Below are 25,784 nucleotides of genomic sequence, written 5' to 3'. Positions count from 1 at the left end.
TACGAGACAGACCTCGCCCACGAGCGCCGCCGCCCGCACGCCGTCACCAGTCGTTACGATTCGCCGCACTGTAGGCAGCGCCATATTGGCGCCGACGCGCTCACACCCGGCGCGACGACATCCGGCCGTGCTGTCGCCCGGCCGGATGTCGTGTGGCACAGGTCAACTCAGCGCGGTGCCATCCGGATGGCGCCATCGAGGCGGATGGTCTCGCCGTTGAGCATCGGGTTCTCCACGATGTGGCGGGCCAACGCGGCGAATTCGCTGGGCTGCCCCAGCCGCGAGGGGTGCGGGACCTGCGCGCCGAGGGACTGCAGCGCCTCCTCGGGCAGCGTCTCGAACAGCGGGGTCCGGAACAGGCCGGGCGCGATCGTGACGACCCGGATCTTGAAGCTCGCCAGGTCGCGGGCGATCGGCAGGGTCAGGCCGACGATGCCACCCTTGGACGCGGCGTAGGCGGCCTGGCCGATCTGACCGTCGTAGGCGGCGACGGAGGCGGTGTTGATGATGACGCCGCGCTCCTCACCGACCGGGTCCGTGCCCGACATGCGTTCGGCTGCCAGCCGGATCACGTTGAACGTGCCGACGAGGTTGACGTTGATCACCTTGGTGAAATCGGCGAGCGGGAACGCGCCCTTCTTGCCGACCGTCTTGATCGCGTTGCCGATGCCGGCGCAGTTCACGGCGATCCGCAGCGGCGCCAGCGATTCGGCGACGTCGAGTGCCGCGATCACCGCCGATTCATCGGTCACGTCCGCGGCCGCGAAAGCCGCGCCATCGCCGAGTTCCTTGGCGATGGCCGCACCGTTGGACGAGGGGAGGTCGACGATGACGACTTTGGCGCCCTTGGCGTGCAGTTCCTGCACGGTCGCCAAGCCGAGACCCGACGCGCCGCCGGTGACGATCGCGGACGAGTTGACGAAATCCATACTGTTTCTCCTGTTTCGGTGAGGTCTCACCGATATTGACACACTTCGCCAAAACTGTTTGGCTTTCGCCGTGACCCAACCCCGCCGCCCCGGCCGCCCCTCCGTGCTGGACACCGGGGCCGTGTCCGTCGGCGCGCTGCGGCTGTGGACCGACCGCGGGTTCGCCACCACCGGCTGGAACGACCTCGCCGAGGCCACGGGAGTCAGCACGCGAACCCTGTTGCGGCACTTCTCGTCCCGATCCGACATCGCGTGGATCGGCGTCGCGCCCGCGACGGAACGGCTACGAGAGACGCTCGCGGGAGCCGCCGGCGAGGAATTGCCCGCGGTGGTGGTCAGGACCGCGATCGTCGAATCGGTGTCCCGCGACCCGCGGATCCAGGAGCTCGCACCGGCCTGGCTTCGGCTGATCTCCTCGGAGCCCGAGCTGGCCGCGACCGCTCCCCGGATCTATCAGCCGTGGATCGACACACTGTCGGGCTACCTCGTCGGCCGGCTCCCCGGTTCCCCCGTGGCCATCTGCCGCGCCATCGCGACCGCGTACCAGTCCGCTACCTTCGCCGCGCTGATCGAGTGGGCCGAGTCCGGCGCCCAGGGTGACTGCGCGGATTCGGTCGATCGGATGCTGCGCTGGATGGACCCGCACCTGCCGGAATCCGCGCCGGAGTGACGCGAATTCAGGATTCGCGGGCGGCGATCGCGGCCTGGATGCGGCGTAGTGTGCGCAGACCCTTCTTCGCGGCGACACTCACCATGCCGTCGAAGACTGTCGAGCCACGGTCGGTGGCCATCAGTCGTTCCAGGGTGGGCACTACGCGATCGTCGCCGGTCGAACCGAGTGCGACGGCTGCCCAGTAGCGCTTGTCGGGGTCCTCGCTCGAGGCCGCCTCGACCAGCCTCGGAATGATGTCCGGTGCGAATTCGGACAGTGCGCTGGCGATGTAGCCGATCCGGTAGTAGCGGCGGTTCTCGAATTCGTCCCAGAGGGCGGCCAGTGCCGCGTCGCCGCCGATCATGCCGAGAGCTTCAGCGGCCCGTTCGCGCATTCCGCTGATCGAGTCCCGCAGTAGGGGCGCGAGGTCCGGGACGACCGACTCGTCGCCGAGGGCGCCCAGCGCGATGACCGCCTGGTCGCGGGCGATGTCCTGTGAGTGGCCCAGCATCGCGACCAAGCCGGGGACGGCTTCGCGGAAGCCGAGAGCCGCGCAGCCCATCGCGGCCCATGCCTGGCAGTTGTAGCGGGTGTCGGCGAGGGACGCGAGCAGGGGTTCGCGCAGAGTGTCGTCGCCGAAGACCTCCGCCCGGTTCAGCGCCCGGCTGTAGAGCGACCGGTGGTAGTCGGGGTAGTCGCGCACGAGTGTGCGCAGTGTTTGCTTGGCCGACGTGTCGCCGTCCTCGGCCTGCAGGAGCAGTTGCCGCAGGTTTTCCTCGCGGGTCTCGAGGTCACCGTCTTTGAGGAGTCGCACGTCGGCTGGGTTCACCGCCCAACGGTACCTGGTGACGATCACCTCCCAAGACCGCCGTGATCGCCCGATCGGAGCTACTGGGCACGGCCGCACGTGAGCGGCGACCGCAAGCAGTCGGCACTACGCCGACGTGGATAGCGACAACATGATGTGGATCATCTGCGTTGCCGCCTTCCTCGCGTGCACGCTGGATATGCTGATGCTGCGCACCATCGACATCACCGCTGCTCGAGGCGGTCACGGTTCGCAGCCACACCAAACCGTTGACCCGGTCGCGGCCGAGATCATCCTGGCGCTGCAGACATTGGCGACCCGTCAGTTCGACGCGTTCGACCCCGTGATCATCTCCGTCACCCGGGTCGAAACGTCGACCGAGGCCACCAATGCCATCCCGCTCACCGTGCCCACCCCGATGATGGGCTCGCAAGACTTCGCTTTCGTCCTGGACCGAGTCCCCGGCACCTTCCTCGGGCTGCACACCACCCCGACCACATCGACCCGGCAACCGCCGAGTTCAACCACTCCCCCGGGTCGTGTTCGACGACGCGGTCCTACCGGATCAGGCGGCAGCTCTCGCGGTGCTCGCCCATTCCCGCCTACAACAGGCCACTCGCGATGAAACGCGGCGAGCTTTCCCCCACCGATCTCGTTCTTGCGCAATAGGCTCCGGCTGATCGTGTCGGCCGTGTTTCAGCTTGCGAGTCAGTCGTGCAGGATGGGCGTGCTGAACCGATACCAGTTCGGGGCGAAGGGCTCGTATACGTGACGGTAGGGCTGCGGTGGTCCGCCCGGCGCCGTTGTGCCAGGAGCGAAGTAGGCCACGCCGCCGTCGGTGGCGTAGATCGCGAACACGCATCCGCCGTCGGACCGATAGACATTGTCGACGTGCATGACACCGAACCAGGCACCACCGCCGTTCGGGCAATCCTGCGCGACCTGTGTGAACGATCCTTCGGAGAGCCACCAGGCAAGCCGGTCCGGCACTCCGGAATACACCGACCCGAGGCCGAGACCCACCACGATCGGAGCGGCAGCGACCGCCGGATACTCCCGATACTTGGCGCAGCCGGCCGCGGCGAGCACCATCCACGCCACCCCGGCAACGATCAGCACAGCGGCTGCCACCAGCAGAGCGAGCAAACTGTAATCAGTGACCACCTCGAACAAAAGCACCGCGATCCCGAGGCAAGCCGTCGCCGTTGTCGACCGCATCGCCTGTCGCCACCCTCGCGGCGTCGCGACCGCCCCCGACGTCCCCACCTTCGACATGATCAGCACCCTAGAACGACAAAGCCCGGAAGACCAGGACGACGCCGTCGTTCGCCGCGCGGTCGACGTCAATGGCGAAGTCATCGTTTCGCGAGGACACTGTGGGGGTAACGCCCGACTCGTCCCCAGGAGCACATGCGATGGCAGCGAACGGACCATTCGGCATCGATCCAGAAGATTTCGAACGTGCACTGCGCGGGGCAGAAACCGAACTCCGCGACCTGCTCGGAAAAGCCGGCGTGTACCTGGACCGCGTAGATCATGCCGGCGTCGGTTCACTGACATCGTTGGTCGGTCAGTTCTTCCAGCCGCAACGGCCGCGTCCACCGAAGCCCGAGGGCGAGACCGCCGGTGACACCGGCAGCGGGGTGTGGGCGATCTTCAGCGTCGACGACCTCGGCCAGGCTCATGTCGACCAGGTATTTCCGACCGAACTCGAGGCCCTACGCGCACATCGCGACAACACCGACGATCGCCGACGGGTGCGGTTTCTGCCCTACGGGGTCCCGGCAAGTGTGTTGGACGCGCCCTGAGGGAGCCGACACGCTTCACGGCGTTGCGCGACGCCGAGCAGCCCGAATTCGCAAGACGCCAATTCGGAGCCTGCGCGCAGGATCGCAGTACTGACGTGCGGAAGGCGCAGTGCCCGGTGGGTTCTCGTGGCCGACGGTCCACCCAGTATGGTGAGTCCTTCACCTGCGGGGACGGGTACGGACGAGGGGACTGACGACACATGAGCGACGCGCGGCAAATCCTCTCTCCCGGAGAAACCTGCTGGCAGATCGCCCGGGCAGATCGCCTGGCCTGCATCGTCGACGCGGCGGACTATTTCCGCTTTGCCAAAGCCGCGATGCTGCGGGCCCGCAAACGCATTGTGCTGATCGGCTGGGACTTCGACACCCGGATCAAGTTCGAACCGCAGGGCCAGACCCTCCAGGGGCCGGATCGGCTCGGCAAGTTCCTGTCCTGGCTGCCGAAACAACGTCCGGATCTCGAGATCTACCTGCTGAAATGGAATGTCGGTGCGTTCGCCGCGATCGGCCGGCGGATGACACCGATCTTCGTCGTCAATTGGATGACCGACCGACGCCTGCACTTCGAAATGGACGGCGCGCACCCCATCGGGTCAGCGCATCATCAGAAGATCATCGTGATCGATGACCAACTCGCGTTCTGCGGCGGCATCGATATGACCGTCGACCGCTGGGACACCAGCGACCACCGCGACGACAACACCTACCGAACCGCGCCGAACGGCAACCGTTACGGCCCTTGGCACGATGCGACCACCGCCGTGGACGGCGCCGCCGCGAAGGCGATCGGCGAACTGGCCCGCGCCAGATGGAAATCGGCCACGGGGCAAGAACTGCGCCCGGTCGACGAGATCGCCGGGGACGGGCCGTGGCCGCAAGACCTGGAGCCGACGATGCGGTCCGTCGACGTGGGGATCGCCCGTACCCTTCCCGAGCTCGCCGACCGCACCGAGGTCCGCGAGATCGAGGCGCTGTATCGCGCGGCGATCGCGGGCGCCGCCCGCTCGCTGTACATCGAGAGCCAATACCTGGCGTCGCGCACCCTCGCCGAGGCGATCGCCGCGCGCCTGCGCGAACCGAACGGCCCGGAGATCGTGCTGATACTCCCCCGCCACGCCGACGGCTGGCTCGAGCAAGCGGCGATGGACGGCGCCCGCCGACGGCTCCTGCACCTGCTGTGGAAAGCCGATGTCGGCAACCGGCTCGGCGTCTACTATCCGGTCACCGCCGCCGGTGCGCCCATCTATGTCCACGCCAAGGTGCTGGTGATGGACGACCGGCTCCTGCGGGTCGGATCATCGAACCTCAACAATCGATCAATGGGCTTCGACACCGAATGCGACCTCGCCGTCGAGGTCACCCCGGCGACCGCCGACGGCGAACTCCTGCGCGAAACCATTCTCGGCATCCGCCGCCGCCTGCTCTGCGAACACCTCGACGCCGACCCCGCGAAGTTCGACGCCACCCTCGCCGAAACATCCTCGCTCGTGCGCACCGTCGAAGCACTACGCGGCGACGGCCGATCCCTGATCCGATTCGACCCCGAAACCGTCGCGAACGAGGACAGCCTCTTGGCCGAAAACGACCTCATGGATCCCGAACGCACCCCGACAAGACTGTGGAACATCCTCTTTCCGAGTTGAGCCGTTCGGCCCCGTGGGGTCGACTCGATGAGCACTGCCGCCTCCTCCGCGGGGCAAGGTCAGCGCCACCGGGTCACCTGCCGCATCCGCGAGAACGAATCCCGTTCTGGCACAGTCGACGTCGTTGACACCGTCGGGATCGCCGCGTTGACTGGTGCCATCCGCAGTGGCCGCCGGCCGACTGTCGCCGCCCGGTGCCGGTGGGCGTTCGGCGGCGACGGATCGAGGAAGTAGTGCACCACCATGAGTATGAGCAAGAAGTTCGCGCACTCGGCCGAGGCCACCAAGGGCAGAGTGAAGAAGGTGATCGGTCGGGCGACCGGTAACCAGCGCCTCGTGGCCGAAGGCCGTGCCGACCAGGCCAGGGGCAACCTGAAATTGGCCGCTGCCAAGGTCAGAGACGCCTTCAAACGATAGCTCCGAACCGACCCCGCCCCCGCCGCTGGATCAGCGATCACCCGTGCGGTTGTCGACGAAATCTGAGCCCCGCAGTCGGTGCCGCGGCTGTGGTCGGCACCGACGGGGTGGCTGTCAGGGGACTTCTCAGTTCAGCCCACTGACTTCTCGGGCGATCACCGAGACCCGGGTTTGCGCGGCCGAAACGACACCCTGGCGCGTTTTGTGCGCTTCCTCGTAGGCGAGGATCATCCGGACTGCGGCGGGATCGGTGAGTTCCTTGATCGCGGCCACCGCCTGGGCGACATTCAAGTCTTCGTAGCCACTGATGGGCAGCTCGATGGGGTCGAGAAGGCCGGTGGTGGTGCGCAGTGAGTGCATTGTCTCGGCGGTGGAGTCCGCGCCTTCACGCCGCGAGACCTGCTCGGTGGATTCGAGAACAGCATCGCGCGAGGCCGCGAGGGATTTCACGGCGACATCGCCCACATGCGCGCTCCTGGCGAGCAACTCGCTCAGTGCCGGCGGTGCGGCGCGGAAGGTGTCCAACGCGCGGTCGATGCTGCGCGTAGACCACGTAACCGGGATGTTGATCAGCTTCACCGCGGTCCCCGCGACCGCCTGCATCGGTGTACGACGCAATGCCGCAGGCCCGCCGAGTGCGTCCTCGGCGAGGACGGTCGTCAACCATTCCACGGTGGCCGTATGGGCGGTGATCAACCGCTGCGCCACTGCCACTACATCGGTGTTCTCCACGGTGGTGGCGAGCGCTTTGACATAGCGGGCACGGTCGAGCAGCTGATGTTCGAGGACGAGGTCTCCGAGCAGGGCTTCGTCGAACGGTTGGGCTTGTTCGCCGATCGCCTTGACCGCAGCGGCAGCCCGTCCGATGAACGGACCCACCCGCTCCGGCGCGCCACCCAGCTCACGGATCGCGGCCTCGATGGCTTCTGCGCGGGCACGGGCGTTGTCGGCGTTCTCAGCCAGCTCACGACGTACAGCCTCAGTGCGAGCCTGTGCGATTCGAGTCTCGGCGATTCGGATTTCGGTATCCGTCAAATCGCGGATAACGCGCAGTTGCGCGAGCAAGGTCGTAGCGGTGTTGCGTGTGCTCATGAAATCGTTCCTTCGAGGTCGGCATCAGGGAGGCGCAACGCTGCACCACTATGTCGACTACCCCGCACTTGCGTTTCAAACATTGTGCCGCAATAGTTTCCGACCGTTCGCGGCGACAAACCACTGCCCTGTCCCGGTGCCGGGCGCGGGGCGAGGCTCACGCCGGGGCGGGTGGCGAGCCCGGTTTCGATGGTGCGGGGTATTCACTGTCGGGCCGACAGGATTTGAAACTGCGACCGCTCGGCTCGGGTTCCAGTTTCCCCGACCGTACCTATCAGTGCCCAATAGTGCTCAGCACCAAATAGTTTTGCGAAACTACACTTTTCATCTGTGACACTCGGTGGGCCGATCGTCCTACGTCGCGACCAAAGCCGCCATCAAAGGCTTCGCGATCGCCGCACGATACGAGCTGAAGCCCGACGGCGGCTCGCTGCTCAACCGGATGCGCCTGCTGCGTGAGCTGCTCGAGTACACCCTCGAGGAGTGCGCGGGCCGGGCAGCCGTCGCGTGCCGGATCACCGTGGAGGAGGAGATCGCCGGCGGCATCACGCGCGAGGATATCGAGGGCGTCCTGCGCGAGCTCGGCGAGCTGCCCGACCTGTGGGACTTCGCGATGGGCAGCTGGGAAGGTGACTCGGTGACGTCCCGGTTCGCTCCGGAGGGCAACCAGGAGGAGTTCGTCGCCGGTCTCAAGAAGCTGACCACCAAGCCGGTTGTCGGCGTAGGGCGCTTCACGTCACCGGACGCGATGGTCCGCCAGATCAAGGCCGGCATCCTCGACTTGATCGGCGCGGCCCGACCGTCGATCGCCGATCCCTTCCTGCCGAACAAGATACGCGACGGCCGGTTGAACTTGATCCGCGAGTGCATCGGCTGCAATATCTGTGTCTCCGGAGACCTCACCATGTCACCGATTCGCTGCACCCAGAACCCCAGCATGGGTGAGGAGTGGCGGCGTGGCTGGCATCCGGAGCGGATCCGGGCGAAGGGCAGCGACTCCCAGGTCCTCGTGGTCGGTGCCGGACCGTCGGGTCTGGAAGCGGCCCGTGCGCTCGGGATGCGCGGGTACGACGTCGCGCTCATCGAGGCGCGTCGAGATCTCGGCGGCCGGGTGCGCCAGGAGTCGCGACTGCCGGGCCTGTCGGCGTGGGGACGCGTCCAGGAGTACCGCGAGGCCGCGATCGCCGAACTGCCGAACGTCGAGGTCTTCCGAGAGAGCTCGATGACGGCCGCCGACATCATCGAGTTCGGTTTCCAGCACGTGCTGGTGGCCACCGGTGCGACGTGGCGCACGGACGGTGTCGCCCGCTTCCACACCACACCGCTTCCGATCGCCGAGGGTGCGCAGGTGCTCGGACCGGACGACCTGTTCGCGGGTCGACTCCCGGAGGGCAAGACGGTGGTCGTGTACGACGACGACCACTACTACCTCGGTGGAGTCGTCTCGGAACTTCTCGCCCTGCAGGGCTACGACGTCTCGATCGTCACCACACAGTCGCAGGTGTCCGCCTGGACGAACAACACCTTCGAGGTCAACCGCATCCAGCGCCGTCTCATCGAGAACGGCGTCACCCGGATCACCGACCACGCCGTGACTCGCGTCGGTGTCGGAGGGGTCGAGGTGACGGACGTGTACGCCGGCGCCGTCCGAGAGGTCGAGTGCGACGCCGTGGTCATGGTGACCGCCCGCCTGCCACGCGAAGAGCTCTACCTCGAACTCGAGGGGCTCCGTGCGCAGGGCGAGCTGCAGTCGGTACGCGGCATCGGCGACTCCTGGGCGCCCGCCACGATCGCCGCGGCCGTCTGGTCGGGCCGCCGCGCCGCCGAGGAGTTCGACGCCGAACTGCCGTCCAACGACGAGGTGCCCTTCCGCCGCGAGGTGACCCAAACTGGCCTGAGGCGTCGGCCGGTGATCTCCGGTGACGGCAGAGGCCCCGCCTCGGATTTCTCCGACGCGGGGCCTCAATCGAAAAGTGCTGCTACGAGCTACTTTTCAAGGAATCGACACCACTACTTCTGCGCGGCCTTGAACTCGCGGCGACGCCGGTGCAGGATCGGCTCGGTGTAGCCGTTGGGCTGCGTGGTGCCTTCCAGGACCAGTTCCTTGGCGGCCTGGAACGCGATGTTGTCATCGAAGTTCGGGGCCAGCGGGCGGTAGGTCTTGTCGTTCGCGTTCTGGCGGTCGACGACCGGGGCCATCCGCTCGAGGCTGGCGATCACGTCGGCCTCGGTGACGATGCCGTGGCGCAGCCAGTTGGCGACCAGCTGGCTCGAGATGCGCAGGGTGGCACGGTCTTCCATCAGGCCGATGTCGTTGATGTCGGGCACCTTGGAGCAGCCGACACCGTGATCGATCCAGCGGACCACGTAGCCCAGGATGCCCTGGGAGTTGTTGTCCAGTTCCTGACGCTTCTCCTCGTCGGTCCAGTCGGTGGACTGGGCCAGGGGGATCTCGAGGATCTGGTCGACGGTGGCGCGGGGGCCACCCTTGGCGATCTGCGACTGCTGCTTGAACACGTCCACCAGGTGGTAGTGGGTGGCGTGCAGGGTGGCGGCGGTCGGCGAGGGCACCCAGGCAGTGTTGGCGCCGGCCTTGGGGTGGCCGATCTTCTGCTCGAGCATGCCCGCCATCAGGTCGGGCATGGCCCACATGCCCTTGCCGATCTGCGCCTTGCCGGGCAGGCCCTTGGCCAGGCCGGTGTCGACGTTCCAGTCCTCGTAGGAGGTGATCCAGGTCTGGGCCTTCATCTCGGCCTTGCGGACCATCGGCCCGGCCACCATGGAGGTGTGGATCTCGTCGCCGGTGCGGTCGAGGAAGCCGGTGTTGATGAAGACAACGCGGTCCTTGGCGGCCTCGATCGATGCGGCGAGGTTGACCGTGGTGCGGCGCTCCTCGTCCATGATGCCGACCTTGAGGGTGTTGCGGGTCAGGCCGAGGACGTCCTCGATCCGGCCGAACAGCTCGTTGGTGAACGCGGCCTCGTCGGGGCCGTGCATCTTCGGCTTCACGATGTAGACCGAGCCGGTGCGCGAGTTGAGGCGAGTGTTGTCACCGTTGAGCGAGTGCACGGCGACCAGCGAGGTGATCAGGCCGTCCATGATGCCCTCGGGCACCTCGTAGCCCTCGGCGTCGATGATCGCGTCGGAGGTCATCAGGTGGCCCACGTTGCGCACGAACAGCAGCGAACGACCGTGCAGGACCAGCTCGGAACCGTCGAGCGCGGTGAACACGCGGTCGGGGTTCATGGTGCGGGTGAAGGTCTTGCCGCCCTTGGCGACTTCCTCGGCCAGGTCGCCCTTCATCAGGCCGAGCCAGTTGCGGTAACAGACGACCTTGTCGTCGGCGTCGACCGCGGCGACCGAGTCCTCGAAGTCCATGATCGTGGTGAGCGCGGACTCGAGCACGATGTCCTTGACACCGGCGGTGTCGGTGGAGCCGATCGGCGAGGTGGCGTCGACCTGGATCTCGATGTGCAGCCCGTTGTGCTTGAGCAGGATCGAGGTCGGAGCCTCGGGGTCGCCGAGGTAGCCGACGAGCTGCGACGGGTCGGCCAGGCCGATGTCGGTGCCGTCTTCCAGGCCGATCTCGAGCTCGCCGTCGACGATCTTGTAGTACGACGAACCGATGTGCGAACCGGTGATCAGGGTGACGGCGTCATCGAGGAAGTTGCGGCCCCACTCGATGACCTTGTCGCCGCGCACGCGGTTGTAGCCGCTGCCCTTCTCCGCGCCGTTGGCCTCGGGGATGGCGTCGGTGCCGTAGAGCGCGTCGTAGAGCGAACCCCAGCGCGCGTTTGCGGCGTTGATCGCGAAGCGCGCGTTCATCACCGGCACCACGAGCTGCGGGCCCGCGGTGGTGGCGATCTCGGTGTCGACGTTGCCGGTGCCGATCTGGAACGGCGCGGGCTCGGGCTTCAGGTAACCGATCTCGGTCAGGAACTGCTTGTAGGCGGCCTTGTCGTAGCCGGCGCCGGGGTTCTCGCCGTGCCAAGCGTCGAGCTTGCCCTGGAACTCGTCGCGCTCAGCGAGCAGAGCGCGGTTACGCGGGGCGAGGTCGTTGATGATCTGCTCGGCACCGGCCCAGAACGCGGCGGAATCTACGCCGGTACCGGGGAGCGCCTCGTTCTCGATGAAATCGTGAAGAACGCTCGCCACCTGGAGCCCGCCGACCTGAATCCGCTCTGTCATCTACTGCCTCACTTTGGTGAAAACCGGGTGGGATAAGTCGATGTCATGTTACCCGTGGGTAGAGGTGACACCTCGTGTGGGTGGAACGCCCTGCGGGCTCCACCCATTCCGCCACGCCGAGCCACCGAGGTCGGCAGCACGGGCGTGGCGGGTCACCCCTTGATTGTAGGGGCGCGGGCAATTAATGTACTGATCGGAACATTAAGTCGCGGACCGGACCGAACGGAGGCGCCGTGACACCCGAACCAGTAGCTCCCGTGCGCCGACGCGGACGTCCCCGCGCCACCGAGCGCGCGGATACGCGGGAGCGGATCAACAACGCGGCACTCGAGCTGTTCTCCGAACGCGGGTTCCACGCCACCGGCGTCGCCGAGATCGGCGCGAAAGCCGACGTCCAGCGGGGTGCGCTGTACTACCACATCGGCTCGAAGGAAGACCTGCTGTGGGCGATCCTGCGCGACTACACCCGGCTACTGCTCGCCGATGCCGAACGGATCGTCGAGGCCGAATCCGACCCCGTCGAAACCCTGCGCCAACTGGTTCGCAGCCACGTCGAACTGATCGTCGCGCATCGGCGCGCGGTGGCCGTGCACCTGCGTGACGCCGACGCGCTCACCCGCGAACACGCGGTCGTCCTGCAACAGCTCCGCGACCGGATCCAGCGTCTCTGGCAAGACGTCATCGACGCGGGCCACGCGGCCGGGCACCTGCGCACCGCCGACCACATCGTCACCAACGGCCTGCTCGGCATGCTCAATTCCCTCGGCTACTGGTACCGCGAGCGCGGCACCCACTCCCCCGCCGAGATCGCCGACATCCTCACCGACACCGTCCTGTCCGGGCTCCGCGCCACGGACGACAACACGAAAGGCTGACCATGGCTTGGGATTTCGAGACCGATCCGGAGTACCAGCGCAAACTCGACTGGGTGGCGGAGTTCGTTCGCACCGAGGTCGAGCCCCTGGATCTGCTCTACCCCAATCCCTACGACCGGACCGACCCCGAGATCCGGGCGCTGATGCGGCCGCTGCAACAGCAGGTCAAGGATCACGGTCTGTGGGCCTGCCATCTCGGCCCCGAGCTCGGCGGTCCCGGCTTCGGCCAGCTCAAGTTGGCGCTGCTCAACGAAGTGCTCGGCACCTCGATGTGGGCGCCGCTCGTCTTCGGTTGCCAGGCACCGGATTCCGGTAACGCCGAGATCCTGGCGCACTTCGGCACCGAGGAGCAGAAGGCGAAGTACCTGCAACCGTTGCTCGACGGCGAGATCGGCTCCTGCTACGCGATGACCGAACCCACCGGCGGCTCGGACCCCACCGCGTTCCGGACCACCGCGGTGCGCGACGGTGACGAGTGGGTCATCAACGGCGAGAAGTGGTTCAACTCCGCCGCCGAATTCGCCACCTTCCACATCGTGATGGTGGTGACCGACCCCGAAGCCGAACCGCACCAGCGGTTGTCGATGTTCATCGTGCCCGCCGACGCGCCGGGCCTCGAGCTGGTGCGCAACTTCACCGTGCCCGGGTTCAGCGAACACGAAGCGCATCTGCGATTCACCGATGTGCGAGTGCCCGCCGATCATCTGCTCGGCGCGGAAGGTGCGGGGTTCGTCGTCGCGCAGACCCGGCTCGGCGGCGGCCGCGTGCACCACGCGATGCGCACGGTCGCGTTGGTGCGCAAAGCCTTCGACATGATGTGCGAGCGCGCGGTGTCGCGCCCGGCCCGCAAGGGTGTGGTCGGCGGCTTCCAGATGACCCAGGAACGCATCGCCGACAGCTGGATCCAGATGGAACAGTTCCGCCTGCTCGTCCTGCGCACCGCCTGGCGCATCGACCAGGCCCAGGACTATCGCGCCGTCCGCAAGGACATCGCCGCCATCAAGATCGCGATGCCGACTGTCATGAACGACATCGCCCGCCGCGCACTGCATCTGCACGGCGCGATGGGCGTGAGCACCGATCTGCCTTTCCTCGACATGACCACCTACGCCGAAGTCATGGCAATCGCCGACGGTCCGACCGAGGTCCACAAGATCACCCTCGCCAAGGAAGTGCTCAAGAATTACGCGCCGGGCGATCCCGTGTATCCGAGCGGCTACCGGCCAGCGCTGCGCGAACAAGCCCGCGACCTGGTGGCGCGCCGACTCGAACACGAGGTCGGCAACCACTGATATCCCCGATCAGCGGGTAGGCACGAACTAGCCTGCCTCGCATGGGTGGTGTCAGCAATCCCGGGGACAACGGCACGCAACGATCACCGACCGGGACCGCGCACGGCGCGGTCCCGGCACATCCCGTAGCCGACCGGCGTTCGGTCAACAAGCCCGTGTTCCTCATCTCGGCGGGCGCGGTGCTCGCCTTCGGGATCTGGGCGCTGGCCTCGCCGTCGAGCGCCGAAACCATTGTCGGCGAGGTCAAGACCTTCATCTCCACCTGGTTCGGCTGGTGGTACTTCGTGCTCGCCACGCTGATCCTCGGCCTCGTCGTGTTCCTGGGCGCCAGCCGGTACGGCCGCTACCGGCTCGGGCCGGAGGAATCACGGCCGGAATACAGCCTCTTCTCCTGGACATCGATGCTGTTCGCGGCGGGTATCGGCATCGACCTGATGTTCTTCTCGGTCGCCGAACCCGTCTACAACTACCTGCACCCGCCGCTCGGCCCGCCCGAAACCAACGAGACCGCCCGCGACGCCGTCGCCTGGACGATCTTCCACTACGGCATCACCGGCTGGGCGATGTACGCGCTCATGGGCGGCGCGCTCGCCTACTTCGCGTTCCGGCACAACCTGCCGCTCACGATCCGCGCCGCGCTCTATCCGATCTTCGGCAAACGCGTGCACGGCCGGTGGGGCGACGCGATCGACGTGGCCGCGGTGCTGGGCACCATCTTCGGCATCGCCACCTCGCTCGGCATCGGCATCGTCCAGCTCAACTACGGACTGAACCAGCTGTTCGGGATCTCCCAGGGCAAGGCCGCCCAGATCGGGCTCATCGCGTTGTCGGTCGCCATCACCACGATCTCGGCCACCACCGGTGTCGACAAGGGCATCCGGCGATTGTCGGAACTCAACGTCATCATGGCGATCGCGCTGCTGATCTACGTCCTGGTCACCGGCAACACCGCTTTCCTGCTCAACGGCCTGGCTCAGAACGCGGGCGACTACCTCTCGACCTTCCCCGACCGGACCCTCGACACCTTCGCCTGGGAGCGCAATCCGGAGACGGCGAACGCGCCGTCGACCTGGCTCGACAGCTGGACGCTGTTCTTCTGGGCATGGTGGGTGGCCTGGGCGCCGTTCGTCGGCCTGTTCCTCGCGCGCATCTCGCGCGGACGCACGCTGCGCCAGTTCATCTTCGGCGTGCTCGTCGTACCGTTCAGCTTCACGCTGCTCTGGATCTCGGTCTTCGGCAACAGCGCGCTCGAGGTCGCCAGAGACGACAAGGACTTCGCCGAGCAGACCGCGGCCAGAGCCGAACTCGGCTTCTACTCGCTGCTCGAGCAATATCCCGGCGCCACCCTGTTGCTCGGCATCGCGACCGTCACCGGGTTGCTCTTCTACGTGACGAGCGCCGACTCGGGATCGCTGGTCATGGGCAATTTCACCTCGAAACTGCCTGACCCGATGGCTGATTGCGCGCGCAGCACCCGCATCTTCTGGTCCGCCGCGATCGGGCTGCTGACGCTGTCGATGTTGTTCGCCGGTTCGGGCGGCTCCATCACGACCCTGCAGAACGCCACCATCATCATGGGCCTGCCCTTCTCGTTCGTCCTCGCGCTGATCGGCATCGCGATGCTGCGCGCGGTGCGCAACGAGTCCTTCAAACTCGACAGCTACCGCGCCTCGCTGCCCAAGGCTTTCGCCGCGGGCCGTGGCCCGGCCGAACTCAGCAGCTGGCGGCGGCGGTTGCTCTCGACGATCAACTACCCGGGCGCCGCGGCGACGCGCAGGTTCATCACCGGCACCGTCGATCCGGCGATGCACGATGTGGCAGCGGAATTCGAGCACATGGGCGTGACGGCGACCATCGACGATTCCCAGTCCAACGAGGGTCTGCCGTCACCGCGCCTGCTGGTCGATCAAGCCAGTGAGCCCCGGTTCGAATACGGCATCTGGCCCGTCTCGGCACCGGCCCCGACCTACGCCGTGCTGGCCCAGCGGTCCGGCGATCGCTACTTCCGCTGCGAGGTCTACCTGGCCGAGGGCTCGCAGGGCTACTCCCTCAACGGCTACAGCCGCGAACAGATCATCGGCGACATTCTCGACCAGTACGAACGCCACCTCGGCTATCTGCACCTGCGCCGGGCGGCGACCGATCACCACGAACCCGAATCCAGCGACGTCGACAGCACCGACAGCGAACTGTGAAGGGATCCACCATGAGCGACACCCTCTATATCGACGGCTCCTGGCGCCCGTCAGCGTCCGGTAAGACTCGCGACATCCGTTGTCCGGCAGATGATTCCCTCGTCGGAGTCGTTGCCGAGGCCGACCGAGACGACACCGTCGCCGCGATCACCGCGGCCCGCCGGGCCTTCGACGACGGCCCGTGGCGACAGACCCGCGCCGCCGACCGCGGTGATCTGCTGCTGCGGATCGCCGACGCGATCGACGCCCGCCGCGACGAGTTCACGCGCGCCGAGACCCTCGACACCGGCAAGCGCCCGTACGAGTCCGACATCGACATGTCCGACATCGCGAACTGCTTCCGCTACTTCGGCAAGCTCGCCGCAGAGGACGCCGGCCGAGTCGTCGACGCGGGTTCGGCCGACGTGGACTCGCGGATCGTGTACGAACCGGTCGGCGTCTGCGGCCTGATCACGCCGTGGAACTACCCGCTGCTGCAGGCAGCGTGGAAGATCGCGCCCGCGCTGGCGGCGGGCAACACCTTCGTCCTCAAGCCGGCCGAGCTGACCCCGCACACGGCGATCCTGCTGATGACGGTCATTCACGACCTCGGGGTGCCGCCCGGCGTGGCCAACCTGGTGCTCGGCGCCGGTGCCACCGCGGGGGCGCCGCTGTCGTCGCATCCCGCCGTCGACCTGGTCTCCTTCACCGGCGGACTGGCCACCGGCAAGGTGATCGCGCGCGAGGCCGCGGCCACGGTGAAGAAGGTGGCCCTCGAACTGGGCGGCAAGAACCCGAACGTGATCTTCGCCGACGCCTGTGACACCGACGAGCGACTCGCCGCGGCAGTGGACAACGCGCTCAATGCCGCGTTCCTGCACTCCGGGCAGGTGTGTTCGGCCGGTGCGCGACTGGTGATCGAGGAATCAGCGCACGACCGTTTCGTCGACGAACTGGTGCGCCGCGCCGAACAGATCCGGCTCGGGCTGCCCTTCGCCGAGGGCACCGAGACCGGCCCGCTGATCTCGGCGGCCCACCGCGACAAGGTGCACGCCTATGTCGAGGCGGCCCGCGCCGACGGTGCTGTCATCCGCACCGGTGGCGAGTTCGCGACCGGTGATCAGGGCTCGGGATCACTCGACGGCGGCTGGTTCTATCCGCCGACCGTCATCGACGGCGCGACCCGCGCCATGGCGTGCGTGCACGATGAGGCCTTCGGGCCCACCGTCACCATCGAGACCTTCACCACCGAGGACGAGGCGGTCGCCATCGCCAACGACACCGAATACGGCCTGGCCGGCGGGGTGTGGTCCGGCGACGCGGCCCGCGCGCGCCGGATCGCGGCCCGGCTGCGGCACGGCACGGTGTGGGTCAACGACTTCGGGCCCTATCTGCCGCAGGCCGAGTGGGGCGGATTCGGGCATTCCGGGGTCGGCCGTGAGCTCGGACCATCCGGGCTGAACGAGTATCGCGAGCCCAAACACGTCTACGAGAACCTCCGGCCGGGCGTCACCGGCTGGTTCGCCGATCAGGAGGAACAGCGGTGAGCACATACGATTACGTGATTGTCGGCGGCGGTTCCGCGGGGGCGGCTGTCGCGTCACGGTTGTCCGAAGACCCGTCGGTGACGGTCTGTCTGCTCGAGGCGGGACCGTCCGATGTCGACGACCCGGCCATCCTGCACCTCGACCGCTGGATGGAACTCCTCGAATCCGGCTACGACTGGGACTACCCGATCGAACCGCAGGAGAACGGCAATTCGTTCATGCGCCACGCCCGCGCCAAAGTGCTCGGCGGCTGCTCCTCGCACAACAGCTGCATCGCGTTCTGGGCGCCGCGGGAGGACCTCGACTCGTGGGAGCGCGATCACGGTGCCGTGGGGTGGGGCGCCGATTCGGTGTATCGGCTGTATCCGCAGATCGAGACCAACGACGCTCCCGGCGAGCACCACGGCCGCGGCGGGCCGGTGCACATCATGACGGTGCCGCCGAACGATCCGTGCGGGGTGGCCCTGCTCGACGCCTGCGAGGCGGTCGGGATTCCGCGCGCGGAGTTCAATGCGGGTCGCACAGTTGTCAACGGCGCCAACTTCTTTCAGATCAACCGGCGTTCCGATGGCACGCGGTCGTCGTCGTCGGTCAGCTATCTGCACCCGAATCTCGACCGGCCGAACCTCACCGTGCGGACGGGGGCTTGGGCCAAGAAGATCGTGATCGAGAACGGCCGGGCCGTCGGGGTCGACATCACCGACAACGCGTTCGGGCGCACGACCCGGATCACCGCGCACCGGGAGGTGATCGTCTCCGCGGGCGCCATCGACTCGCCGAAGCTGCTCATGCTTTCGGGCATCGGACCTACGGTTCACCTGCGCGAGAACGGAATCGAGGTGCTCGTCGACTCGCCCGGCGTCGGCGCGAACCTGCAGGACCACCCGGAGGGCGTGATCGGATTCGAGACGACGCGACCGATGGTGGACAGTTCCACCCAGTGGTGGGAGGCCGGCATCTTCACCCCGACCGAGGACGGTCTCGACCGGCCGGATCTGATGATGCACTACGGCAGCGTCCCGTTCGACATGCACACGCTGCGACAGGGCTACCCGACCGCCGAGAACACCTTCTGTCTCACGCCGAACGTCACCCATGCCCGCTCACGCGGCACCGTGCGTTTGCGCTCACGCGACTTCCGGGACAAGCCGAAGGTCGACCCGCGCTACTTCACCGACCCCGAGGGCCACGATATGCGGGTGATGATCGCCGGCCTGCGCAAGGCTCGCGAGATCGCCGCGACCGCGCCGCTGGCGGACTGGGTGAAGCGCGAGTTGTATCCGGGGCCCGACGCGCAGACCGATGCCGAACTGGCCGACTATGTCCGCCGCACGCACAACACCGTCTACCACCCGGTCGGCACGGTCCGGATGGGTCCGCTCGACGACCAGATGAGCCCGCTCGACCCGGAACTGCGGGTCAAGGGCGTCGACGGTCTGCGCGTCGCCGATGCCTCGGTGTTCCCCGCGCACACCACGGTCAACCCGAACATCACCGTCATGCTGGTCGGCGAACGCTGCGCCGAACTCGTCGCCGCCGACCGAAGATGAACAGCGGCCCCGCTCGCCGCGCACGGTAGGCGACCGTCACCGCTCGAGGTCGCTCAGTCCACTCGTCGCACGTCGGTGGTCTCGGCAGTGACCCGCTCGCCGGACCGACTGCTCGGGTGTAGCGCGGCGAGGGGTCGGCCGTCACGGTCCACGAGCGCCGAGCGGGGCTCGTCGTCGGCGAAGGCGTGAGCCTCCCCCCACTGCCGCAGGGCCACGATGGTGGTGAACAGGTCCTGCCCGGCGGCGGTCAGCTCGTAGACGTGCCGTTTTCCGCTCGGGGTAGCGCTGGTGGCGAGGATGCCGCCCTCGACGAGTCGACGGAGACGGTCGGCGAGGATGTTGCGCGCGATCCCGAGCCGCTGCCGGAACTCAGTGAACGACGCGGGCCCGTCCATGGCGTCACGCACGATGAGCAGACTCCACCGGTCACCCACCAGGTCGACGGTTCTGGCGACCGGGCAGGTGGCATCCGTCCATTCGCGGTCGGCACTGGCCGCTGGGTTCATCAGCCACCTCCATGTTGGTTGCAATTCGAAACCATTATGCCTTACCGTCAATTGGTTTCAATTTGCTACTCTTTTGGAGGTCTGGTGGTGACAGGAATTACGCGAGCACAGCGGTTGATGCTGGCGACGGTGTGCGCCGTGGCAGTGTCGACGATCTATGCGATCCAGCCGGTCTTGGCAGTGGCGGGTACCGAGCTGGGATTGTCGCCGCAGTCGCTGGGTGTCCTGATCGCCGCGGGGCAGATCGGTTACTTCGCCGGGCTGATCCTGCTGGTCCCGCTCGGCGATCTGATGAACCGACGTCGGCTGATCGGCGCAATGCTCGCACTCACCGCGGCCGGGGCCGCGGTCACAGCCGCCGCGCCCAACGGTGTCGTCGCGGTGGTCGGACTCGCTTTCGCCGGGGTGTTCGCGGTCGTGGTGCAGGTGACAGTCGCCTATGTCGCCGCGGTGTCCGCGCCCGGTGAACGCGGCCGCAACATCGGCGCCGTCACCTCCGGTGTCGTGATCGGCATCCTCGGCGTCCGGGTCGTCGCCGGACTGCTGGGCGATACGTTCGGCTGGCGCGCGGTCTTTGCCCTGCTGGCCGTGCTGTGCGCGGGGCTCGCCGTCGTTACCCGAGGCGGCCTGACCCAGGATGTCAGAACCTCCGGTGATCGATACACGCGGATTCTGCGGTCGATGGGACGCCTCGTGACCACGGATCGACTGTTCCTGAGCCGGGGCCTGATCACGTTGTTCGTTTTCGCCTCTTTCGGATCACTCTGGAGTTGCCTCGCGCTCCCGCTCGGTGCGCAGCCCTGGTCTTTGGGCACCACCGAGATCGGATTGTTCGGGCTGGTGGGACTCGCGGGCGCCCTCGGCGCGGGCCGGGCAGGCAGGTGGGCCGATGCCGGCCACGCCCAGCTGATCACCGGTTGGTCGCTGCTGCTGCTCGCCGCGTCGTGGTTGCTGATCGCACGGACCGGGCCGACACTGGTGCTGCTCGTCGTCGGCATCGTGCTGCTCGACTTCGCCGTCCAAGCCGTGCACGTGAGCAGTCAGCATCTGCTGACCACCGCACACCCGGATCGCGCCGGCAGCGTCATCGGCGCCTACATGGCCTTCTACTCGCTGGGCTCCGCGCTCGGCGCGGTCTCGACGACGTGGGCGTACACCTCGTGGGGATGGTGGGCTTCTTGCCTGTTCGGTGCCCTCTACGCCATGGCCGGGTTCGCCGTGTGGTGGTCGGCCCAGCGCTGGCTGCGCGACCGTCGACCGAAAATAAATCAGCCGACATTTCGGACGCGATATGCCACCATGATTCCACGCAGGTGATTCGCATCGGGCGAGGAACCGACGAGCAGCATCGAGAGGAGGAGACGGCCGTGAAACAGCAAGCGCCACAGCGAGAATCGGATAAGACCTATCGCCGCGCACATTTGGCCCATGGCGCGATGAGCCTGGGTATCGATGGCTCCGGCCGTCTCCTGTTCGTGGCCTGACCGGGCCTTCTCCCTCCGCCGTTCGCTTCTCTCGAAACATGGTGATTCCCATGATGATTCGTCATGCCGTCAACTCGGCGGTGCCCGCGTCCGACACCTGGATACACCAGCGGGTGCTCGTGCTGAACGCCAGCTACGAGGCCCTCGACGAGATCACCGCCGATCGGGCCGTGACACTGCTGATCAGCGGTGCCGCGGAGACCGTCATCGAGCGGGTACCGCACTTCCCGATCCGGTCGCAGCGGCTGGTCATCGGGCTGCCCGAGACCATCCGATTGGTGCGATACGTGTTCCTGGCGCACGTCACGCCGATCGGTGACGACAGCCGCGCCACGCTGGCCGGGGTGTTGCGTCGTGACAAGCACCGGTGCGGCTACTGCGCCGACTGGGCACACACCGTCGACCACATCCGCCCGCGCTCCCGGGGCGGACCCAATACCTGGAGCAATCTCGTGGCCTGTTGCGTCCCGTGCAATTCGGGCAAGGCCGACCGCACCCCGGAAGAGGCGGGGATGCGGCTGTTGTGGGAGCCGAAGGCTCCCGACCCGCTCGCTCGCAAGCAGCGCCGGATCTGGAAGGAGTACGCGCCGTGACCACCACCGACCTCGCACTGACCGAACTGCTGACCCTGTCCGATTCGGGGCAATGGCACCGTGCCGCCTGCCGCGGTGACCCCAACCACGAGGCATGGTTTCCGTACCCGTCGCAGGACTTCGACTACGCCCGCGAGATCTGCGCCGGGTGCCCGTTGCTCGCGGGGTGCACCGAGTACGCGGCGCAGACGGGTCAGTCGGGGGTGTGGGGTGGTCGTGAATACGACCGCGGTCGCGTGATCCGTGCTTGACCGGCCGAGCCGGGTGTCCACTGGGGCACCCGGCTCGGCTGTTCGGCACACACTGCAGGATTGCGCCTACTGCCGACCGCGCGTACGGCGCGCTGTGACCTGCGGCAATGCGCACCGGTATGCGCTGTGCTGCGGTTGCGCGCGGTGTCCTTAAACTTGCCGCGTGGGTACGCATCGCAACGGGACCAGTTCTCGAAGTATCAGCAAGGGTCCGGTTATCGCGGCATCGGCACTCGTCCTGGTGATCGTCGCCGTCTTCGCGTGGTTCCAGCTCAGCGATCGCGCCGCGACCACCGATGTCGCGGCCGCCGCCGAGTGCGTCGAGGGGGCCGCGCAGCTCGATGTCACCGTCGATCCGGCGATCGCGGGACCGGTGCAGGCCGCAGCCGATCGTTTCAACGCGACCAAACCTCGGGTGCGCGACCACTGCGCGCAGGTGACGGTGTCGGCACGCCCGTCGAGCGCGCTCGCGGCCGGCCTCGCCGATACGGCGAAGTGGGATCCGGCCCTCGGCCCGCAACCGGGGCTGTGGATCGCCGATTCGAGCCGGTCGATCGAGCTGGTTCGGGTGCCCGGTCTGATCGAGGGCACGCCCGCCTCGATCGCCACCAGCCCGATCGTGCTGGCCGTGCCCGATGCCCTGCGCCAAGCGCTCGAACAGCACCAGATCGCCTGGGCCGACCTGCCGCGCCTGCAGCAGGGCTCGCTCGACGAGGTCGGCCTGTCCGGCTGGGGCGGGCTACGGATGGCGCTGCCCACCGGTGACGCCACGACCGCCGCCGCCGCGTCGATCGGTGCCGCGATCTCGGGGACCGAACCGTTGACCGAGCAGGCCGCGAGCTCCGGGCAGGTCGTCGCCGGGATCTCCGGACTCGCCGCGGGCGCCGAGACACCGGCCGACCTGATGACCGCGATGTCGAAGATCAGCGCGAATCCCACCGCCGACGACGTGCACGCGGTCGCCGCAACCCAGCAACAGCTCGGCACCGGTGGGCTCACCGCCTACCGGCCCGTCGGCACCGCGCCGCTGGCCGACTATCCCGCCGCGCTGCTGTCGGGTCCATGGGTCGACAAGACCCAGAATCTGATCGCCTCGCGGTTCATCGACTTCCTGCGCGCACCCGAGCAGGCGGGCGCGCTCGCCACCGAGGGCTTCGGTCCTGCCATCGGCTCGGCACCGGCGAATCCGGCGCGCGCGGCACTGGAGAAGGTCCAATCGACGCTCGCGAACCCGGTTCTCGGGGTGAACGGCACGGTCTTGCTCGATGTGTCGTCGTCGATGGGCACCGCGGAGGGATCGACCACCCGCCTGTCGAACGCGATCGCCGCCGTGGCCTCGACGCTGCAGGTGATGCCGCCCGACTTCGGGCTCGGCCTGTGGACGTTCGGCAAGAACCTCGACGGCACCACCCCGTACAAGGTGCAGGTCGACACCGAGCTGCTCACCGATACCCAGCGCAACGCGGTCGGCTCGGCGGTCACCGCGGTGAAACCGAGCCAGCTCACCGCGGATCAGGCCTACCCGAGTCTGCTCGCCGCCTACCGCGCCGCGGTGGCGGGCTACTCCCCCGGCCGAACGAATTCGATCCTGCTGATCACCGACGGCCCCGACGACGACTCGACGCTGACCGGTCCCGCGCTCGTCAGCGAGATCACCGCGGCGACCAAGTCGGACAAGCCGATCCGCATCGACATCGTCGTAGTCGGCGGCCAGGGCACCCAAACCCTGCAGACCCTCGCCGAGCAGACCGGCGGCACCTATACCCGCATGCCGACGAGCAACGACCTCGGCTTCGGTACCGCGGTGGTCAAGGCGCTCACTACGCCCTAGGCTCGGACAGCTACGCGCACAGCGGGATTCGTCGCGGTATCCGCGCCGTTACGGCCTGGATTCAGGATCGACCAGCCGGGACCGAGCAGCACAGAGCCAGGGTGGATGGTCACGACGGCGATACCTGCACCAGCGCACCGGATTCCATCGCCACCCAGATGAACCCGGCGGGGTCGACGGTGAGACCGTGTGGTTCGGCACCCGGTAGGTCGAGGTGGGTGATCTCACCGTCGAGGGTGATCCGGCCCAGCCGGCCGCCGGCCCACTCGGTGAACCACAGGGCGCCATCGGGACCGGCAACGATCGCGTGCGGGCGGGCACCGGTGTCCGGGAGCGCGAATTCGGTGACGGCGCCATCGAGGTCGATCCGCCCGATCGCACCCGCGCCGATCTCGGCGAACCACAACGCGTCGTCGGGACCCGCGGTGATTCCCACGGGACCAGCCGCAGGCGTGAGGAGCGGGTGGACCCGGAGCGCGAGGTCGGTGTCGACGCGGGCGATCGCGTTGCCCTGATTCACGGTAAGCCACAGTGCGCCATCGGGTCCCGGCGTGATCATCGACGGCATTCCGTCGACCTCGACGCGGGTGATGGTGCCGTCCACGGCGAGTCGGGCGACCCGACCCGCCTGCAACTCGGTAAGCCACAGGGCCCCATCCGATCCCACGCACGCACCGTAGGGACCGTCCATTCCCCTGCTGGTCACGGCCCCCTCGGTGGTGATCCGCCCGAGCCTGCCGCCGTTGAACTCGGTGAACCACAACGCGTCATCGGTACCGGCGACGATCACCGTCGGTTGCCCGTCGGCCTGTTCGAGCGGAAAGGTCCGGATATCCCCCGCCACGTATCGACCGACCGCACCCTGGGTGACCAGGGTGAACCACAGCGCCCCATCGGGCCCGACAGTGACCCCGTACGGTGCGCCGGGTACATCGACTACCTGCACGATTTCAGCCAAAGTTCTCAATTCCCTTCTGTACTCCACGGAAACGACGGCGCAACGCCCAATCGTGTGACACCACGACCACCGCACCGCGATACTCGTGCAGCGCCCGTTCCACCTCGTCGACCCGAGTGAGCGCGAGGTGGTTGGTCGGCTCGCAGCCTGCGCAACCGCTCGGCGGTAGTGCGCACTCGCGAGGCGACCGAGCTCTGCACCCGCCCGGCATTACGGTCGTAGGCCATCTTGTTGTTGTCGGTCATCGCCCGCCCCGGCGCGACCTGCTGGGCAGTGCTCGTAGCGAACTCCTCCAGACGCCCGATCTCGCCGCGCCACTGGGTGTATGCCTGTTCCCAGCGGATCCGCGCGGCCGCCTTCTCGGTCAGGAACCCGGTGTAGCCGCCGCCGAATCGGGTCAGCCCGCCGTCGGCGACGTCGATGATCACGGTGACCACCCGATCGAGGAAGATCCGGTCGTGCGAGACCAACACGGCGGTGCCCGCGTGCAAAGTCAGTTGAGTGGCCAAACAGTGCTCCAATCGCAACTCGTGTAGCTTTAACCTACAGAACCGTCCCCACTAACGCAACTGGAGTTGTTTTTTGGAACCACAACGACGCCCCGGCGGACGGAGTGCCCGGGTCAGAGAAGCTGTTCTCGACGCGACGACGACCGAACTCGCCGAGCACGGCTATCAGGGCCTGAACGTGGATGCCGTCGCCCAACGGGCCGGGGTCCACAAGACCACTGTCTACCGGCGGTGGCGCGGCCCTGAAGGGCTGGTCGCCGACGCGCTCGCGCGCGCCGCGGAACAACCGTGGCCGATCCCGGACACGGGCACCCTCACCGGTGATCTCCGGGCGCTCACCGAGCTGGTCCGCCAGGGCTTCGCCGATCCCGAAGCAGGCTCGGTGGCAACAGCTTTCGTCGCCGCGGGCATGCAGCACCCCGATGCCGCCGACGCGCTACGCGGCTTCTACGCCGCCCGCCACGACGAGGCGGCGGCGATCGTGGCCCGGGCCGTCGCGCGCGGCGAGCTCGCACCGGATGTCGACGCGGACGAGATCATCCGGCTCGCCATCGCACCGCTGTTCCACCGGCTCTTCATCACCCACGAACGGCTCACGGCCGAGCAGGCACGCCGAGCCGCCGATGTGGCGGCGACACTCGCCACAACAGTCCTCAGCACCTGAATTACCCGCTACG

Annotated in this window: 24 protein-coding genes; 16 read left to right on the top strand and 8 right to left on the bottom strand. The window is 67.4% G+C overall.

All coding sequences use genetic code 11. From position 1 onward, the window contains the following. Nucleotides 1-167 precede the first annotated feature (167 nt). The gene (locus tag ACQHI0_RS09925; RefSeq protein WP_427907636.1) at nucleotides 168-929 is read right to left on the bottom strand and encodes a 3-hydroxyacyl-CoA dehydrogenase; all 762 of its coding nucleotides are present in this window, start codon (nucleotides 927-929) and stop codon (nucleotides 168-170) included. A gap of 70 nt (nucleotides 930-999) precedes the next feature. Here ACQHI0_RS09925 and ACQHI0_RS09920 point away from each other — a divergent pair, with 70 nt between their 5' ends. Then, complete coding sequence (locus ACQHI0_RS09920) at nucleotides 1,000-1,599, top strand: TetR/AcrR family transcriptional regulator (RefSeq protein WP_427907635.1); 600 nt, start codon at nucleotides 1,000-1,002, stop codon at nucleotides 1,597-1,599. Nucleotides 1,600-1,606: 7 nt separating this feature from the next. On the opposite strand, the gene ACQHI0_RS09915 is transcribed toward ACQHI0_RS09920, so the two are convergent. Beyond that, a complete protein-coding gene (locus ACQHI0_RS09915) occupies nucleotides 1,607-2,410 on the bottom strand; it encodes a HEAT repeat domain-containing protein (protein WP_427907634.1) in 804 nt (267 codons plus the stop codon). A gap of 115 nt (nucleotides 2,411-2,525) precedes the next feature. Between ACQHI0_RS09915 and ACQHI0_RS09910 the strand changes: the two genes are divergently transcribed. Beyond that, the gene (locus tag ACQHI0_RS09910; protein WP_427907633.1) at nucleotides 2,526-3,014 is read left to right on the top strand and encodes a hypothetical protein; all 489 of its coding nucleotides are present in this window, start codon (nucleotides 2,526-2,528) and stop codon (nucleotides 3,012-3,014) included. Between the two features lie 83 nt (nucleotides 3,015-3,097). Here ACQHI0_RS09910 and ACQHI0_RS09905 read toward each other — a convergent pair whose 3' ends face one another. Next, the gene (locus tag ACQHI0_RS09905) at nucleotides 3,098-3,664 is read right to left on the bottom strand and encodes a hypothetical protein (RefSeq protein WP_427907632.1); all 567 of its coding nucleotides are present in this window, start codon (nucleotides 3,662-3,664) and stop codon (nucleotides 3,098-3,100) included. 140 nt (nucleotides 3,665-3,804) lie between these two features. Between ACQHI0_RS09905 and ACQHI0_RS09900 the strand changes: the two genes are divergently transcribed. The 3 genes from ACQHI0_RS09900 (at nucleotide 3,805) to ACQHI0_RS09890 (ending at nucleotide 6,257) form a co-directional block, all read left to right on the top strand. Next, the gene (locus tag ACQHI0_RS09900) at nucleotides 3,805-4,197 is read left to right on the top strand and encodes a hypothetical protein (RefSeq protein WP_427907631.1); all 393 of its coding nucleotides are present in this window, start codon (nucleotides 3,805-3,807) and stop codon (nucleotides 4,195-4,197) included. Nucleotides 4,198-4,397: 200 nt separating this feature from the next. Further along, nucleotides 4,398-5,840 (top strand): phospholipase D-like domain-containing protein, encoded by a 1,443-nt coding sequence (locus ACQHI0_RS09895; protein ID WP_427907630.1) that lies wholly within the window; start codon nucleotides 4,398-4,400, stop codon nucleotides 5,838-5,840. Between the two features lie 249 nt (nucleotides 5,841-6,089). Next, nucleotides 6,090-6,257 (top strand): CsbD family protein, encoded by a 168-nt coding sequence (locus ACQHI0_RS09890; protein WP_427907629.1) that lies wholly within the window; start codon nucleotides 6,090-6,092, stop codon nucleotides 6,255-6,257. A gap of 126 nt (nucleotides 6,258-6,383) precedes the next feature. Here ACQHI0_RS09890 and ACQHI0_RS09885 read toward each other — a convergent pair whose 3' ends face one another. Then, on the bottom strand, nucleotides 6,384-7,349 hold the full coding sequence (locus ACQHI0_RS09885; RefSeq protein WP_427907628.1) for a ferritin-like domain-containing protein: 966 nt from the start codon (nucleotides 7,347-7,349) through the stop codon (nucleotides 6,384-6,386). Nucleotides 7,350-7,689: 340 nt separating this feature from the next. On the opposite strand from ACQHI0_RS09885, the gene ACQHI0_RS09880 reads away from it, so the two are divergent. After that, the gene (locus ACQHI0_RS09880) at nucleotides 7,690-9,417 is read left to right on the top strand and encodes an FAD-dependent oxidoreductase (RefSeq protein ID WP_427907627.1); all 1,728 of its coding nucleotides are present in this window, start codon (nucleotides 7,690-7,692) and stop codon (nucleotides 9,415-9,417) included. Here the strand turns inward: ACQHI0_RS09880 and ACQHI0_RS09875 are convergent. Then, nucleotides 9,360-11,537 (bottom strand): malate synthase G, encoded by a 2,178-nt coding sequence (locus ACQHI0_RS09875; RefSeq protein WP_427907626.1) that lies wholly within the window; start codon nucleotides 11,535-11,537, stop codon nucleotides 9,360-9,362. The two genes, ACQHI0_RS09880 and ACQHI0_RS09875, sit on opposite strands and share 58 nt — an antisense overlap. A gap of 233 nt (nucleotides 11,538-11,770) precedes the next feature. Here ACQHI0_RS09875 and ACQHI0_RS09870 point away from each other — a divergent pair, with 233 nt between their 5' ends. The 5 genes from ACQHI0_RS09870 to ACQHI0_RS09850 are packed head-to-tail and all read left to right on the top strand — an operon-like array spanning nucleotide 11,771 to nucleotide 18,975. Beyond that, nucleotides 11,771-12,412: a TetR/AcrR family transcriptional regulator gene (locus tag ACQHI0_RS09870; protein WP_427907625.1), complete on the top strand. Its 642-nt coding sequence runs from the start codon at nucleotides 11,771-11,773 to the stop codon at nucleotides 12,410-12,412. Between the two features lie 2 nt (nucleotides 12,413-12,414). Beyond that, nucleotides 12,415-13,704, top strand: coding sequence for an acyl-CoA dehydrogenase family protein (locus ACQHI0_RS09865; RefSeq protein WP_427907624.1), 1,290 nt, complete (start codon nucleotides 12,415-12,417; stop codon nucleotides 13,702-13,704). Between the two features lie 41 nt (nucleotides 13,705-13,745). After that, nucleotides 13,746-15,899: a choline BCCT transporter BetT gene (gene betT, locus ACQHI0_RS09860; RefSeq protein ID WP_427907623.1), complete on the top strand. Its 2,154-nt coding sequence runs from the start codon at nucleotides 13,746-13,748 to the stop codon at nucleotides 15,897-15,899. 11 nt (nucleotides 15,900-15,910) lie between these two features. Continuing rightward, entirely contained in the window at nucleotides 15,911-17,425 is a 1,515-nt protein-coding gene (locus ACQHI0_RS09855) for an aldehyde dehydrogenase family protein (protein ID WP_427907622.1), read from the top strand. Further along, nucleotides 17,422-18,975: a GMC family oxidoreductase gene (locus tag ACQHI0_RS09850; protein ID WP_427907621.1), complete on the top strand. Its 1,554-nt coding sequence runs from the start codon at nucleotides 17,422-17,424 to the stop codon at nucleotides 18,973-18,975. Before ACQHI0_RS09855 ends, ACQHI0_RS09850 begins: the two co-directional genes overlap by 4 nt. Nucleotides 18,976-19,028: 53 nt before the next feature. On the opposite strand, the gene ACQHI0_RS09845 is transcribed toward ACQHI0_RS09850, so the two are convergent. Beyond that, nucleotides 19,029-19,481, bottom strand: a complete 453-nt coding sequence (locus tag ACQHI0_RS09845) for a winged helix-turn-helix transcriptional regulator (RefSeq protein WP_427907620.1) — start codon at nucleotides 19,479-19,481, stop codon at nucleotides 19,029-19,031. Nucleotides 19,482-19,565: 84 nt separating this feature from the next. On the opposite strand from ACQHI0_RS09845, the gene ACQHI0_RS09840 reads away from it, so the two are divergent. From ACQHI0_RS09840 to ACQHI0_RS09825, 4 genes are all read left to right on the top strand, one after another. Further along, nucleotides 19,566-20,798, top strand: coding sequence for an MFS transporter (locus ACQHI0_RS09840; protein ID WP_427907619.1), 1,233 nt, complete (start codon nucleotides 19,566-19,568; stop codon nucleotides 20,796-20,798). Nucleotides 20,799-21,015: 217 nt separating this feature from the next. Then, a complete protein-coding gene (locus tag ACQHI0_RS09835; protein ID WP_427907618.1) occupies nucleotides 21,016-21,558 on the top strand; it encodes an HNH endonuclease in 543 nt (180 codons plus the stop codon). Beyond that, nucleotides 21,555-21,809 (top strand): WhiB family transcriptional regulator, encoded by a 255-nt coding sequence (locus ACQHI0_RS09830; protein ID WP_427907617.1) that lies wholly within the window; start codon nucleotides 21,555-21,557, stop codon nucleotides 21,807-21,809. The genes ACQHI0_RS09835 and ACQHI0_RS09830 overlap by 4 nt, the downstream gene beginning before the upstream one ends. A gap of 163 nt (nucleotides 21,810-21,972) precedes the next feature. Continuing rightward, a complete protein-coding gene (locus ACQHI0_RS09825) occupies nucleotides 21,973-23,640 on the top strand; it encodes a VWA domain-containing protein (protein ID WP_427907616.1) in 1,668 nt (555 codons plus the stop codon). 109 nt (nucleotides 23,641-23,749) lie between these two features. Here the strand turns inward: ACQHI0_RS09825 and ACQHI0_RS09820 are convergent, their stop codons facing one another. Both ACQHI0_RS09820 and ACQHI0_RS09815 read right to left on the bottom strand, forming a co-directional pair. Continuing rightward, nucleotides 23,750-24,607, bottom strand: coding sequence for a virginiamycin B lyase family protein (locus ACQHI0_RS09820; RefSeq protein ID WP_427907615.1), 858 nt, complete (start codon nucleotides 24,605-24,607; stop codon nucleotides 23,750-23,752). Next, on the bottom strand, nucleotides 24,604-25,107 hold the full coding sequence (locus ACQHI0_RS09815) for a hypothetical protein (RefSeq protein ID WP_427907614.1): 504 nt from the start codon (nucleotides 25,105-25,107) through the stop codon (nucleotides 24,604-24,606). The genes ACQHI0_RS09820 and ACQHI0_RS09815 overlap by 4 nt, the downstream gene beginning before the upstream one ends. Nucleotides 25,108-25,180: 73 nt before the next feature. Between ACQHI0_RS09815 and ACQHI0_RS09810 the strand changes: the two genes are divergently transcribed. Next, entirely contained in the window at nucleotides 25,181-25,771 is a 591-nt protein-coding gene (locus ACQHI0_RS09810; protein ID WP_427907613.1) for a TetR/AcrR family transcriptional regulator, read from the top strand. Nucleotides 25,772-25,784: the final 13 nt, after the last annotated feature.

Source organism: Nocardia sp. FBN12 (genome assembly GCF_050320175.1).
GTDB lineage: Bacteria > Actinomycetota > Actinomycetes > Mycobacteriales > Mycobacteriaceae > Nocardia.
The sequence above is the reverse complement of the archived record's forward strand: the minus strand, read 5'-3'. Positions and strand labels throughout refer to the sequence as shown.